General features: G+C 70.6%; 15 protein-coding genes and 1 pseudogene. 13 read left to right on the top strand and 3 right to left on the bottom strand.

Going from position 1 to position 13,634, the window contains the following annotated elements; genetic code table 11:
* Positions 1-43: 43 nt before the first annotated feature.
* From BLS95_RS38810 to BLS95_RS38775, 8 genes are all read left to right on the top strand, one after another.
* Positions 44-1,663, top strand: coding sequence for a TIGR04028 family ABC transporter substrate-binding protein (locus tag BLS95_RS38810; RefSeq protein WP_218136200.1), 1,620 nt, complete (start codon positions 44-46; stop codon positions 1,661-1,663).
* The gene (locus BLS95_RS38805; RefSeq protein WP_090943626.1) at positions 1,660-2,592 is read left to right on the top strand and encodes an ABC transporter permease; all 933 of its coding nucleotides are present in this window, start codon (positions 1,660-1,662) and stop codon (positions 2,590-2,592) included. The genes BLS95_RS38810 and BLS95_RS38805 overlap by 4 nt, the downstream gene beginning before the upstream one ends.
* Complete coding sequence (locus BLS95_RS38800) at positions 2,589-3,377, top strand: ABC transporter permease (protein WP_090943623.1); 789 nt, start codon at positions 2,589-2,591, stop codon at positions 3,375-3,377. Before BLS95_RS38805 ends, BLS95_RS38800 begins: the two co-directional genes overlap by 4 nt.
* 37 nt (positions 3,378-3,414) lie before the next feature.
* Entirely contained in the window at positions 3,415-4,962 is a 1,548-nt protein-coding gene (locus BLS95_RS38795; RefSeq protein ID WP_090943620.1) for a dipeptide ABC transporter ATP-binding protein, read from the top strand.
* Positions 4,959-5,951 carry a putative FMN-dependent luciferase-like monooxygenase gene (locus BLS95_RS38790; RefSeq protein ID WP_090943617.1) on the top strand — a complete coding sequence of 331 codons (993 nt, stop codon included), beginning with the start codon at positions 4,959-4,961 and terminating at the stop codon, positions 5,949-5,951. Before BLS95_RS38795 ends, BLS95_RS38790 begins: the two co-directional genes overlap by 4 nt.
* The gene (locus BLS95_RS58390; protein WP_090943614.1) at positions 5,948-6,541 is read left to right on the top strand and encodes a CMD domain protein; all 594 of its coding nucleotides are present in this window, start codon (positions 5,948-5,950) and stop codon (positions 6,539-6,541) included. The genes BLS95_RS38790 and BLS95_RS58390 overlap by 4 nt, the downstream gene beginning before the upstream one ends.
* Positions 6,538-7,107, top strand: a complete 570-nt coding sequence (locus BLS95_RS58385; protein WP_090943611.1) for an alkylhydroperoxidase domain protein — start codon at positions 6,538-6,540, stop codon at positions 7,105-7,107. Before BLS95_RS58390 ends, BLS95_RS58385 begins: the two co-directional genes overlap by 4 nt.
* 145 nt (positions 7,108-7,252) lie before the next feature.
* On the top strand, positions 7,253-8,209 hold the full coding sequence (locus tag BLS95_RS38775; protein WP_245765546.1) for a cyclase family protein: 957 nt from the start codon (positions 7,253-7,255) through the stop codon (positions 8,207-8,209).
* Positions 8,210-8,265: 56 nt separating this feature from the next.
* On the opposite strand, the gene BLS95_RS38770 is transcribed toward BLS95_RS38775, so the two are convergent.
* Positions 8,266-9,006: an SDR family oxidoreductase gene (locus BLS95_RS38770; protein WP_090943605.1), complete on the bottom strand. Its 741-nt coding sequence runs from the start codon at positions 9,004-9,006 to the stop codon at positions 8,266-8,268.
* A gap of 99 nt (positions 9,007-9,105) precedes the next feature.
* Between BLS95_RS38770 and BLS95_RS38765 the strand changes: the two genes are divergently transcribed.
* From BLS95_RS38765 to BLS95_RS56170, 4 genes and pseudogenes are all read left to right on the top strand, one after another.
* Positions 9,106-9,657, top strand: coding sequence for a TetR/AcrR family transcriptional regulator (locus tag BLS95_RS38765; RefSeq protein ID WP_090943602.1), 552 nt, complete (start codon positions 9,106-9,108; stop codon positions 9,655-9,657).
* A 324-nt stretch (positions 9,658-9,981) separates the two neighbouring features.
* Entirely contained in the window at positions 9,982-10,488 is a 507-nt protein-coding gene (locus BLS95_RS38755) for a PadR family transcriptional regulator (protein ID WP_090943599.1), read from the top strand.
* Positions 10,481-11,147, top strand: a pseudogene (locus tag BLS95_RS38750) (ABC transporter ATP-binding protein). The gene BLS95_RS38755 and the pseudogene BLS95_RS38750 overlap by 8 nt, the downstream one beginning before the upstream one ends.
* Positions 11,144-12,370, top strand: coding sequence for a hypothetical protein (locus BLS95_RS56170; protein WP_090943596.1), 1,227 nt, complete (start codon positions 11,144-11,146; stop codon positions 12,368-12,370). The pseudogene BLS95_RS38750 and the gene BLS95_RS56170 overlap by 4 nt, the downstream one beginning before the upstream one ends.
* Here BLS95_RS56170 and BLS95_RS59965 read toward each other — a convergent pair whose 3' ends face one another.
* Both BLS95_RS59965 and BLS95_RS59265 read right to left on the bottom strand, forming a co-directional pair.
* Positions 12,371-12,751, bottom strand: coding sequence for a tyrosine-type recombinase/integrase (locus tag BLS95_RS59965; protein ID WP_425434782.1), 381 nt, complete (start codon positions 12,749-12,751; stop codon positions 12,371-12,373).
* A 281-nt stretch (positions 12,752-13,032) separates the two neighbouring features.
* Positions 13,033-13,167, bottom strand: a complete 135-nt coding sequence (locus tag BLS95_RS59265) for a hypothetical protein (RefSeq protein WP_281250079.1) — start codon at positions 13,165-13,167, stop codon at positions 13,033-13,035.
* Between the two features lie 6 nt (positions 13,168-13,173).
* Here BLS95_RS59265 and BLS95_RS38735 point away from each other — a divergent pair, with 6 nt between their 5' ends.
* Positions 13,174-13,503: a hypothetical protein gene (locus BLS95_RS38735; protein WP_176993612.1), complete on the top strand. Its 330-nt coding sequence runs from the start codon at positions 13,174-13,176 to the stop codon at positions 13,501-13,503.
* Positions 13,504-13,634 lie beyond the last annotated feature (131 nt).

The following is a 13,634-nucleotide window of genomic DNA, read 5'->3' as shown; positions in this document are numbered from 1 at the left end:
GGCTTTAGTGGATCACGCTTGTTCATGGAAAGGCAGTTCCCCCATGTCCTCATCCAGGCCGCTGTTCGCCGCCGTCATGCTCACCGTCGTGGGTCTTCTCGGCGCCTGTGGCGGCGGTGGAGCTGCCGGAACGGCGCGAGGCGACGGCAAGCCGGTCTACGGCGGCACGCTGACCTACCTAGAGCACCAGCCCCCGACCTGCCTCTACCTGCCGGCCGCCGGCTTCTATCCCAACGGCGGCATCCTCAACCAGCTCACCGACAAGCTGACCTGGCAGAACCCGGAGACGCTGGAGATCGAGCCGTGGATCGCCACGAAGTGGGAGGTCAACGCGGACGCCACGGAATACACCTTCCACCTGCGCGAGGGCGTCACCTTCAGCGACGGCAGCGCGCTCGACGCCTCCGCCGTGGCGGCCAACTTCGACGTGTACGGCCTGGGCGACGCCGACCTCAAGCTGCCCGTCGCCGAGTTCGTCAACAACTACGACCGTAGCGAGGTCGTCGACCCGCTGACCGTGAAGTTCCACTTCAAGCAGCCCTCCCCCGGCTTCCTGCAGGGCACGTCCGTCATCGGGGCCGGGCTGGTGTCCAAGAAGACGATCTCGCTGCCGTACGAGCAGCAGTGCCAGCTCAAGAACATCGTCGGCTCCGGCCCGTTCACGCTGAAGAACCAGGTCGTCGACAAGGAGGTGGACCTGGCCGTGCGTAAGGACTACAACTGGGCCCCGCCGTCGTCCAAGCACCAGGGCCGGGCATACCTGGACGAAATCAAGATCATCGTCACACCGGAGGACAACGTCCGCGTCGGCGCGCTGATCTCCGGCCAGGCCGACTTCGTCCGCTATGTCCAGGCGTACGACGAGAAGACCGTCAAGGACGCCGGGTTCACGATCTACGCCGAGCCGACGAGAGGCGTGAACAACGGCCTCTACCTGCGGCCGACCAACAGCATCCTGAAGGACCTCGACGTCCGCAAGGCGCTGCAGGCGGGCACGAACGCCAAGGAGGTCGTCGACACCCTCTTTACCGCCGGCTACCCGCTCGCCACCTCCGTGCTCAGCCACCTCGCGCAGGGCTACGTGGACCTGTCCAAGGAGCTGGCCTACGACCCGGACAAGGCCAACGCGCTGCTCGACCAGGCGGGCTGGGTCAAGGGCGCCGACGGCATCCGCGAGAAGGACGGCAAGAAGCTGCAGCTCGGCGTCTTCGTCTCCGGCCCGCAGCCGCTGTCGAAGCAGACGCTCGAACTGATCGGCCAGCAGTGGGCCAAGCTCGGCGTGAAGCTGGAGATCCGCCCCGCGGACTCCGGCACCCAGGCCGTGGACATCAAGGACGCCGAGAAGACCCCCCTCACGCACAGCATGGTCGGCCGCGCCGACCAGGACGTGATCAAGAGCCACTTCCACAGCCAGAATCGGGACGTCATCCTCTCCGACGACAAGAAGCTGGACCGGCTCCTGGAGGAGGAGTCGGCCGAGCCGGACACCACCAAGCGCAACGCCAAGGTCGCCGAGATCCAGCGCTACGTGATCGACCAGGGCTACGCGATCCCGCTGTTCGAGGAGCCCCAGGTGTACGGCGGCGCCCCGTACGTCCAGGGCGTGGCCTTCGAGGCGGTCGCCCGGCCGTGGTTCTACTCGGTGTGGAAGTCCGGCCAGTGACGAGATACCTGCTGTCGAGGGTCGGGCAGGCGGCGCTGGTGCTGTGGGCCGCCTTCACGGCGAGCTACGTGCTCCTGCAACTCCTGCCCGGCGACTCGATCCTGATCAAGTTCCAGAACCCGGAGCTCGGCCTGTCACCACAGCAGATCGCCGAGATCCGGGCGTACTACGGAGCCGGCGACCCGCCGCTCCTGGACTACCTGAACACCCTGCTCGGCTTTCTGACCGGCAGTTTCGGCTACTCCATCGACACCGGCAGCCCCGTGGTCGAGCGGCTGGCCGAGGCTCTGCCAGAGACGGCCAAGCTGGCCTCGGCCGCCTTCGTGCTCGCGGTGCTGATCGCCGTGCTGATCGCGTTCGCGGCGAGCTACTCCAGGACCTCCTGGCTCAGGGGCGCGCTGCTGTCGGTGCCGTCGCTGTTCATCTCGGTCCCGGCGTTCTGGCTGGGGATCCTGCTCATCCAGGTCTTCTCGTTCCGGCTGAGGCTGGTGCCGGTCATCGGGGGCGGCGAACTGCAGCAGCTCATCCTGCCCGTGCTGACGCTGGCCGTGCCGATCTCGGCGCCCATCGCGCAGGTGCTGGCGCGCGGTATCGACCAGGTGTACGCCCAGCCGTTCGTGCCGGTGATCGCGGCCAAGGGCGCCACCCGGTGGTGGATCCTGTGGCGGCACGTGGCCCGCAACGCCGTGCTGCCGGCGATGACCGTGGCGGGGCTGACGTTCGGCGAGCTGATCGCGGGCTCGGTCGTCACCGAGACGGTCTTCGGCCGGGGCGGCATCGGGCGGCTGACCGAGCAGGCCGTCAACGCGCAGGACACCCCGGTGATGCTGGCCGTCGTGGTGCTCGCCGCCGCGGTGTTCGTGCTGGTCAACCTGGTGGTGGACGTGCTGTTCCCGGTGCTGGACCCGCGGCTGAAGGCGGCGTCGTGAAGGGCGGGCTGATCCTCTCCTGGCTGGTGATCGTCCTCGTGCTGCTGTGGGCGGTGGTGCCGGGCGTGTTCACCGGCTACGACCCGATCGCCGGCGTACCCGCAGAGAAGCTCCAGGCGCCCGGCGCGGAGCACCTGTTCGGTACCGACGCCGTCGGGCGCGACATGTTCGCGCGGGTCGTGCACGGCGCCGTGCACTCGTTGTCCGGCGCGTTCGTGGCCGTCGCGGTGGGCCTGGTGCTCGGCACGCTGCTCGGGCTGCTGGCCGGTTCCGCCGGCGGCGTGCTGGACGCGGTGGTCATGCGGGTCGTGGACGTGCTGCTGTCGGTGCCCGGCCTGCTGCTGGCGCTGACCGTGATCATCCTGCTCGGTCCTGGCACGGTGAACGTGGCGATCGCGGTGGGCATCGGGTCGGTGGCGGCGTTCGTCCGGCTGTCCCGCTCGGAGGTGGTCCGGGTGCGGCGTACCGATTACGTGGAGGCCGCGTTCGGCAGCGGCGGCCGCTTCCCGGTGGTGTTGTGGCGGCACGTGTTGCCGAACTCGCTCGGCCCTGTGATCGCGCTGGCCGCGCTGCAGTTCGGGGTGGCCATCCTGGCCATCTCGACGCTCGGCTTCCTCGGCTACGGCGCCGAACCGCCCACGCCGGAGTGGGGCCTGCTCATCGCGGAGGGCCGCAACTACCTGGCGACGTCGTGGTGGCTGACCACGTTGCCCGGCGCCGTGGTGGTCGCCGTGGTCCTGGCCGCCAGCCGCATCAGCCGCTCGATCGCTAAGGAGGGCCCGTGAGCCCGCTCGACGTCCGCCCGATCGCCAAGGAGGGCCTGTGAGCCTGCTCGACGTCCGTGACATCGCGGTCTCCTACGACGGCCGCCGGGCGGTCGAGGGCATCTCCTTCACGGTCGAGCCGGGCGAGGTCGTCGCCGTCGTCGGCGAATCCGGGTCGGGCAAGACCACGACCGCCCACGCGATCATCGGCCTGCTGCCGCGGAACGCCTCGCTCGACGCGGGTCAGATCCTGCTCGGCGAGAACGACCTGGCCACCTGGTCCGCACGCCGGATGGAGTCCGTACGCGGTGCGCAGATCGGCCTGATCCCACAGGACCCGTCCAACTCGCTCGACCCGGTCAAGACCATCGGCGCCCAGATCGGCGAGGTGCTGCGCATCCACAAGCGCGGCGACCGCGGGACCATCCGGCGCCGGGTCGTCGAGCTGCTCGCCCGCGTCGGCCTGCCCGACCCGCAGGCCCGCGCCCGCCAGTACCCGCACGAGCTGTCCGGCGGCATGCGGCAGCGGGTGCTCATCGCCATCGCGATCGCGCTCGAACCCCGGCTCATCATCGCCGACGAGCCCACCAGCGCCCTGGACGTCACCGTGCAGCGGCGCATCCTGGACCTCGTCGACGACCTGCGCGCTGAGTTCGGCACGGCGGTGTTGCTGGTGACCCATGACCTCGGCGTCGCCGCGAGCCGCTCCGACCGCCTGGTCGTCATGAAGGACGGCCGCGTCGAGGAGCAGGGCACGACCAGGGAGGTCATGTCCGCACCCGCCGCCGAGTACACCAAGCGGCTGCTCGGCGACGCCCCCGCCCTGTCGGCGCGCCCGTTCAAGGACGCCGCCGCGGCCGAGCCCGCGATCGTGGTGCGCGACCTGGTCAAGGAGTTCAGGGTCGGGCGGAGCTCGTTCCTGGCCGTGGACGGCGCCTCTTTCGAGGTGCCGCGCGGCACCACGCACGCGCTGGTCGGGGAGTCCGGATCGGGCAAGACCACCACCGCGCGCATGGTGGTGCGCTTCACCGAGCCCACGTCGGGAACGGTGAGCATCGCCGGGGCTCCCGACGACCGCCGTTTCCGCCGCCACGTGCAGCTCGTCTACCAGAACCCCTACGGGTCGCTGGACCCGCGGCAGTCGATCGCCGACATCGTGGAGGAGCCCTTGCGCAACTTCCGGCTGGGCGACCGCGCCACCCGCCGGGCCCGCGTGGGCGAGCTGCTCGACCGGGTGGCGCTGTCCAGGGACCTGCTCACGCGCAGGCCACGCGAGCTGTCGGGCGGGCAGCGGCAGCGGGTGGCCATCGCCCGCGCGCTGGCGGCCGGGCCCGAGGTGATCGTGCTGGACGAGGCGGTCTCGGCCCTCGACGTCACCGTACAGGCGCAGATCCTCGACCTGCTCGAACAGCTCCAGCGCGACCTGGGGCTGACCTATCTCTTCATCTCGCACGACTTGGCGGTGGTGCGGCAGATCTCGCACACCGTCTCCGTCATGAACAGGGGACGCATCGTGGAATCGGGAACAACGCGGCAGGTCTTCACCGAGCCGCGGCACGAGTACACCAGGGAACTGCTGGCCGCCATCCCGGAGCCGGTGCGATGAGGCTCGGCTTCTTCACCCGGCTGCTCGACGACGTGACGCCCGGCGAGCGCTACCGGCTGGCGGCCGAGCAGATCGCTCACGCGGAGGCGTACGGGTTCGACACCGCGTGGGTGGCGCAACACCACTTCGACGGCGTCGAGGGCGGGCTGCCCGCGCCGCTGGTGTTCCTCGCCCACGTGGCGGCCAGGACCAGCCGCATCCGGCTCGGCACCGGCATCATCACGCTGCCGCTGGAGCACCCGGTGCGGGTGGCCGAGGACGCCGCCGTGCTCGACCTGCTCACCGGCGGGCGGCTGGAGGTGGGCGTGGGCAGCGGGGGGACGCCGTCGTCGTTCGCGCCGTTCGGGCACGACAGCGCCGACCGCTCGGCCGTCTACGCCGAACATCTGGCGGTGCTGGTTCGCGCCTGGTCCGGGGAGGACCTCGGCGGCGGTAACCGGCTCTACCCGCCCGCGCCCGGGCTGCTGGAGCGGATCTGGGAGGCGACGTTCTCGGTGGCCGGCGGGGCCCGCGCGGGCCGGGCCGGGAACGGGCTCATGCTGTCGCGCACCCAGCCGCGGCCCGCGGACAACCCGCAGGCGACGCTGGCCGGCATCCAGCGTCCGATCGTGGACGCCTACTACGACAACCTGCCGCCGGGCGCTGTCCCGCGCATCGTCGCCTCGCGTACCGCGTTCGTGGCCGACAACCGGGCGGAGGCGTTGCGCTGCGCCGAGCTCGGGCTGGGCCGGGGCAGGCTGCCGTTCGAGCTGCCCGACAACGACCTCGACACCCGCATCGCCGCCTTCGACGTGCACGTGGGCACCCCTCAGGACGTCATCGAGAGCCTGCGTGCCGACCCGACGCTGGAACACGTCACCGACCTGGTCTTCCAGGTGCACTCGGTCGATCCGCCGCACCCGCTCATCCTCCGCTCGATCGAGCTGCTGGCGACCGAGGTCGCGCCTGCGCTCGGCTGGCTCCCCTCCACCGAATTGAGTTCGACATGATCACCGATGTCATCGACCACCTGGCAGGGATAACGCCGGGATCCCCACTCGACCAGCTACGCGACCGGCGGCCCGGTGCCCGTGAGCACGCCCAGCGCAGCTTCGACGCCCTCTTCTCGCCCGACTCGGAGGGCGAGGTCACGCTCGTCGAGCGGGACGCGGTCGCGGCCTTCGTGACCGGGCTGCACCGGGACGGCAGGGTCGCGGCCTTCTACGCCTATCGGCTGGCCGCGCTCGCGCCCGGCCTGCTCACGGCCGTCGAGACCGAGATCAAGGAGGGCCGGACCACGGGACCGTACGGGATCTACCCGGCGGACGGCCCGCTGGCCGCCGAAAGCGACGAGGGGCTGCGTTACCGGGTCAGCGATCCGGACGCGCTCGGCGCTCGGCTCACGGCCGCGTTCGAGCATGCGCACCTGCTCGTCTTCCGCCCCCGGGAAGCGAGCAGGCAGGCTCTGGACGCGCTTTCCCTGGCCGGCTGGACCACCACGGGCATCGTGACGTTGTCGCAGCTCGTCGCCTTCCTCAGCTTCCAGGTACGCGTGGTCACCGGCCTGCGCCTGCTCAACCAGAAGGGATCCGCGGCATGACCGGCTTCACCCAGGAACAACTCGGCTGGGAGCCGTGGCTGGCGCCGCTGGCCGAGGACGAGCTGACCGACGTTCACCACGAGGCGCTGATCGACAAGGGGCGGGCCGCGTCCCCGTACTTCCGGCTGCTGGCCCGCGACCCGGAGATCCTCCACGCGCGAACCCTGACCGACAACGACATCTTCTACAACGCCGACGGCGGACTGCCGCGCGCCGAGCGGGAGCTGGCCGCCACGGCCACCTCCCGGCACAACGGGTGCGTGTTCTGCGCCTCGGTCCACGCCCGTTTCGCCTCCCACTACTCCAAGCACCCCGGCGACGTGCAGCGGCTGCTGGACGAGGGGGTCGCCGCTCCGCAGGCGGGCAGGTGGCGGGCCGTCATCGACGCCTCGGTCGCGCTCGCCGCCACGCCCGAGCAGCTCGGCCCCGAGCACGTCGCGAACCTGCGCGCCAACGGGCTCGACGAGCTGGCCATTCTCGACACCATCCACGCCGCCGCGTTCTTCAACTGGGCGAACCGGCTCATGCTCTCGCTCGGCGAACCCACAGAAAAGGCAACAAAATAACGCTTTCCGGACCAGAGGCGCGGCGCTGCCGGGGCCGCTGATCTAGTACCATGCCCGCTCAGCGGACTTTGGCATGTCAAAGGAGAGGGCGGGACACCCTGCCTTCGGTGCCTCGAACCGCCTGACCGGAGGAGCCGATGCTGGGATGACGGCAGGGCGGCCGATGCCCACACAGGACGACGTGCTGGGCTACTTCAACATGCTGTCGAACTGGGGCCGGTGGGGCGACGACGACGAGCTGGGCACTCTCAACCACATCACCGACGACGTCCGGCTGACGGCGGCGCGGGCCGTGCGCCACGGCAGGAGCGTGTCGTGCGCATGGGAGGTTGCCGTACCGCAGGACATGGAGCGGTCGACGACGACGTGTCCGTGCGCGGCCGACATGCCGGGTGCCGAGAACATGCCGGTAGCCGCATTCCACGCCGACCGGCGCTGGGGCTTTTCGTCCGAGCGACTCGGCATCACGTTCCACGGCAACACCCTCACCCACCTCGACTCGCCGTGCCACATCTTCTGGGACGGCACGATGTACAACGGGCGGTCGCACTCGCTGGTCGACGCCGCAACGGGATCGGCGTGGGCGGCCGTCACGGCGGCGGCGAACGGGATCATCACGCGGGGTGTCCTGCTGGACATTGCGGGGGCCCGCGATGTGCCGTGGCTGGAGCCGGGGCAGGGTGTGTTTCCCGACGATCTCGAGGAGGCCGAGCGTCGCCAGGGTGTGCGGGTGCGATCCGGCGATGCCGTACTCCTGCGGACCGGCTATGGTCGCTTCCGGCATGAGGCCGGTGCGGCCGGCGGTTTCACGCAGGCCGGCTGGCACGCGTCCTGCCTGCCGTGGCTGCATGAACGGGAGGTCGCGCTGATCGGCGCGGACACCCCCCAGGACGTTCAGCCGTCGGGGTACGCGGACGTGTTGATGCCGGTTCACGCCGTGAGCCTCGTCGCGATGGGGCTGTGGATGCTCGACAACTGCGACCTGGAGGCGTGCGCGACGACGGCTGCCGAGCTCGGCCAGTGGGACTTCCACCTCGCAGTCGCGCCGGTCCGCTTCGCCGGTACGTCCGGCAGCCCGGTCAACCCGATCGCCACATTCTGACCGCGGTTCACGAGGGGGTGCGACGCCATGAAGAACCCGGCCCGCACCAGGCCGGCTCAACTCTGGGTCGTCGGGCGGATGACGATCTCGCCGATCTCCACATCATGGGGCTGTTCGATGGCGAAGGCGACAGCGCGGGCGACGGCTTCCGGCGCGATGGCGTACTGGTTCATGTTGCGGCGGATCTCCTCGCGGACTTCGGGGTTGTCGATGGAGCCGACGAGTTCCGTACGCACGTAGCCCGGCGAGACCGCCGTCGTCCGCAACACGCCGTCGGTCGACTCCTGCCGCAGCCCTTCCAGGAGGGTACGCACGGCGTTCTTGGTCGCGGCGTAGACCGCCATCGTGGGTGTGATCTTCAACCCGGCCGTCGACACGGTGGTCACGAGGTGGCCCTGTCCCTGCTCGCGGAACACCGGCAGCGCGGCGGCGATGCCGTGCAGCACGCCGCGTAGGTTGACGTCGATCATCGCCGACCAGCCGGCCACGTCAAGGTCGGCCACGGGGCCGATCTTGCTGATGCCGGCGTTGCCGACCAGCACGTCGAGCCGCCCGAACGCCGTCACGGCAAGGCCGACGAGTTGTTCGAGGTCCTCGCGGGCGGTGACGTCCACGGCCCGGGTGACGGCGCGCCCGCCGCGGTCGCGGATCTCACGGGCGATCTGGTCGAGCCGCTCCGTCCGCCGCGCGCCGAGCACGACGGCGGCGCCCCGCTCGGCGAGCAGGCGCGCGGTGGCCTCGCCTATCCCGCTGCTCGCCCCGGTGATGGCCACGACCTTGCCCCTGATGGCTGACATGGCAATTCCCTCCACAGTAAACTGGACACGTGTCCGTTTAGGTGACTCCCACCGTACCGGACACATGTCCGCTTAACCAACCCGCCCAGAAGAGGACCGATGAACGCCCCCCGCCGCCGAGCCGACGCCACCGAGAACCGCGCACGGATCCTCCAGGCCGCACGAGAGGTCATCGTGAACGCGAACGAGGTGCGGCTCAATGAGATCGCCAAGCGGGCGGGCGTCGGCCAGGGCACCCTCTACCGCCACTTCCCGACTCGGGAGGCCCTGCTCGCCGAGGTCTACCGCAAGGACGTGGACGACCTCGTGGCCGCCGCACCGGAACTGCTCGCCGAGCACGAACCGCTGCCTGCCCTGGCCGGCTGGCTGGACCGGGTGGCCGAATACGCCAAGGTCAAGCGCGAGGTGTTCGCGGCTGTCGAGGCGGGAGTGTGGCAGGACCTGTCCGCGCACAGCCTCGGCCCGATCGGCGAGGCGCTGACCACGCTCCTCGACGCTGGCAAAGCCGAGGGCGTCATCCGCCCCGACGTGGACGCCCGCGACATCATCCTGCTGATCGGCTACCTGACCCGCCTGGAACCCGCGGAGTGGGACGCCCGCGCCCACCACCTCCTGCGCGTCATCCTCGACGGCCTACGCCGTCACACCTGAGCAGGGCCGACCGCCGAAGGCGAGCCGATCGACGACGCCGACGCGAAGGCGTGAGCCAAAGGTGAGTCACGCCCGCGTGGGAGCCTCACCGGAGAACATGACCGCCGCAGCGGCCGCCGGACCGGGGTGGCGTCCACGTGCACCGGTTTCGCGCCGCAGCCGCCGGCGCCGAGCATCGACCAGTCGGCGTGGCCGGGGAACGCCGGGTCCTGCCAGGTTGCGGGGGCGGTGCCGCAGCAGGCGCGCCGCTCCAGCGCGTGGAGGCGAAGCGGGCGCGGGACCGGCCGTTGGTCGCGACTATTCATTGAATGTATAGTCGCGACCATGTCAACCGCTCATGTGCTACTCGGCTTCCTCGCCGAGCGCCCGAAGCACGGTTACGAGCTCAAGAAGGAGCACGATCACCGTCTCGCCGGCGCCAAGCCGCTGGCGTACGGACAGGTCTATGCCACGCTGCAACGCCTGGAACGTGACGGCCTGGCAGAGGTCGCCGAGACGCAGCAGGAGGGCGGACCCGAGCGCACCCTGTACGCGATCACCGACAGCGGCCGGGCGGAGCTGGAGCAGTGGCTGAACACCGTCGAGCCGTCGGCGCCATACGTCGCCAGCCCGCTGTTCGCCCGGGTCGCCGTCGCGGGGAAGGCCGCCGACGGCTATCTCCTGCGGCAACGCGAGGCGCACCTGGCCCGCATGCGGGAGCTGACCGCCGAGAAGGCATCTGGCGCGCCCGCCCAGGTGCTGGCGGCCGACTACGCGCTGCAGCACCTTGACGCCGACCTGCGCTGGATCGAGACCGCGCTCGCGCGGATGAAGGAGGACAGCAATGCTTGAGGCCAGGGGCCTGGGCAAATCGTTCGGCCAGACCACGGCGTTGACTGGTGTCTGCCTGGAGATCGCGGAGGGTGAGATCGTCGCCATTACGGGACCGAGCGGCGCGGGCAAGTCAACTGCTGCTGCACTGCCTGGCAGGGGTCGTGCGGCCGAAGTCCGGCGAGGTCGTCCTGGACGGCCGGCGGATCGACACGCTTGCCGAGGCTGAGCTGACAAGATTACGGCGCGAGAACTTCGGCGTCGTCTTCCAGTTCGGCGAGCTGGTGCCCGAGCTGACCGCGGTGGAGAACGTCGCGTTGCCGATGCTGTTCAACCGGCACGGCCGGCAGGAGGCGATGACCGCCGCGGCGCAGTGGCTGGCCCGGCTGGAGGTGTCCGACTGCGCCGAGCAGCGCACCGGTGAGCTGTCCGGGGGGCAGCGGCAGCGGGTGGCCGTCGCGCGGGCGCTGGTGACCGGTCCGCGCGTGGTCTTCGCCGACGAACCCACCGGAGCGCTGGACACGCTCGGCGGCGAGCAGGTGATGAGTGCACTGCTCGATGCGGCGCGCGCCAGCCGTACCGCCGTCGTCCTGGTCACCCACGACAATCGAGTGGCCGCCTACGCCGACCGGGAGATCGCTCTGCGCGACGGAGCGGTGCTGGCAGGGGTGCACCGGTGATCGCCGTACTGCGGATGCTGAACAGGGGACGCTCGCGGGCCGAGCGGGTACGCGCCAGGCTGGTCGCCGCGGGCGCGTCGGTGGCGACGTTCCTGGTCTGCACGGCCGTCAGCCTGGCGGACTACAGGGACGAGGGCGGCTCGCTGACCGGGCTCGGCCTGGCGCTGCTGGCCGTGCCGGTCGCAGGCCTGGTTCACCAGGCCAACCGGCTGGCCTCGGCCACCAGGGAGCGGCGGCTGGCCGTCTTGCGGCTGGCGGGGGCGACGCCGGCTGACGTACGAGTGCTGGGCGCTTGGGAAGGCGGCTTGCTGGCACTGGGCGGGTCTCTCGTCGGCGGCGCGCTCTACGTGGTCACCCATCTCTCGGGGCCGGTACCGCAGGTGCCGGTGGTGGTGGCTTTGGTGACGCTCGGCGGGGTCTTGTCGGGGGTGCGCGCCGGTCGGCACGTCGTCGCCTCGCCGCTGGGAGTGGTCCGTCGGGCACGCGTACGGGGGCCGCGCGTGCGAGACCTGCTCATCCTTGTGGCAGGGGTCGGCTTCTTCGTTCTCGGCGCCGTGGTGAAGGGAAGTTTCCCGCTCGTCGGCAAGTACGGTTCTGTGGTCGTCATGGCAGCGGGGCTGGTGCTGGTGCTGTTCGGCGTGACTCTGGCCGCGACCTGGCTGATCAGGGTGTACGCCCGCCGTACCGGCCTGCGGGCCCGGTCTCCTGAGACGCTGCTGGCGGCACGCCTGGTCGAGGCCGACCCGCGGGCGTGGGCCAGAGCCCTGTCCGTGGTGAGCCTGACCGTGTTCTTCGGCGCGGGAGCCGGGGCCCAGCAGGCCGGTGTCGGCTACTCCCAGGCCCACGCGCTGGTGGACGTCGCGCTCCTGGTCGCCCTGGTGACCTCGGCGGCCGCTCTGGTGGTGCACCAGGCGGAGGAGCTGATCGACCTTCGCCGCTCGTTCGCCGCGCTGGCCGCCTGCGGGGTACCGGAGCGGGCGCTGGGCGGGGTGCTCGTGCGACAGGCGGTCATTGCCGCGCTGCCGGTCTGCGTGGTGGCGGCCGTCTCGGGTGTCGCGGTGGTGATCTTGACCGTGTGGGACGTCTACCAGGTCCAGTGGCTCGGTTGGGCGGTTGCCAGGGCTGTGGCCATGGCAGGCGTCGGGGTGCTCACCGCGGCGCTCGTCGCCCTGGCGGCCCGTCCCCTGCTGCGCGGCGCACTCCGTTTCGAGACGCGGACATGACTACGATCCCGTAGAAGAGCCTGGGAACGTGCTAGTCGGAGACGCGGTCGAGGACGGCGGCTTGCTCGGCTGTGCCAGCGCGGAAATACCGAGCCGAGGTGTCGAGGGGGCGTGGCCGAGGAGGGCCTGGACCTGGGCGCCGGCTTCGCGCAGCCGGGTGGCGTAGGTATGGCGGAGCCGATGGGGGCGGAGGCCGGGGAGCTTGGCGTTGTCGCCGACGGCCGGCACCACCTGGATGATCCCGGAGATGGTCAGGGCTCCGCGCTGGCCGGTCCACAGCGGGCCGGGTTGGCGGCCGCGGAGGTCGAGCCAGGCTGAGACGCGGGCCCGGGGGGTGGGTGGGCTCGGGACCGTGCGCACTTGGTCGCCCTTGCCGTGCAGGCGGACCGTGCCGGTGCGGGCAGTGATCGCGATATCGTCGATCTGCAGCCGCGCACTCCTCCTCGCGGGCTCCGGCGTACATTAGGACGGCGATGATCGCCGCGTCGCGGACCCTGCGGCGGGCGGCGGCTCGGTTGACGTCGATGCGCAGTCGATGCCCTCGATCTCGCAGCACGCCTGGGCACGCCCGGCCATGCCGACCTCGGAATGCCGGCCCTCCCGCCCCGCTGAGCACACCGTCAAGCACTCCACAGGGCGAGTTCGCATCACCTCAGCGGTCATCACGCCATCACCCACCGCCGCGCCGCCGCGCAGCCGCAAAGAGGCTGCGTGCCCTGGCCAACCCCGCAGCCGGCCCTGCGCTGCTCGACGCCCTGCAGCGAGAGATCCGCGATCCACGGACCTGGGAAACGCATTACCAGATGATCATGGCGCTGGCAACGTGCGGCCACCAGTCCGCTCTCCAGCTGCTCAGAGAACTCGCGCTCAAGCCGCTGGGCGCCACGATGATCTGTGTCGCCCTTGGCGACGGAATCGTCCGACTTGGCCGAGACCACCCGAACCTGAACTTCCTGGCCGAGCGCACCCCCTACGACGGACTTCGCTTCTGGCCTGCGGCCGCAGCAGCCGGCTGGAACGGCTCACGAATCAAGGCATTCCTCACCGCATGCGCATCTTCCCCGCGAGAGGACGTAGCCGATGCCGCCAAGGCCTCGCTTGAGGGACGGTACAAGACCTATCAGCCGCTCTGACAACGCAGCGCTGCAGGGAAGGTCGGAGACGTGGGTATAGGTCGACAAGGCCTTCCCGCCGTGGATGGTCATGTTCCGGGCCGTCAGCAGTACTCGCGGGTCGCTGGGCATGGCGAAGCCCGCCGCTCGCT

Origin of the sequence: Nonomuraea jiangxiensis (genome assembly GCF_900099965.1) — a bacterium.
Lineage (GTDB): Bacteria > Actinomycetota > Actinomycetes > Streptosporangiales > Streptosporangiaceae > Nonomuraea > Nonomuraea jiangxiensis.
Note: the sequence above shows the minus strand (reverse complement) of the source record. Positions and strands in the feature narration are given on the sequence as shown.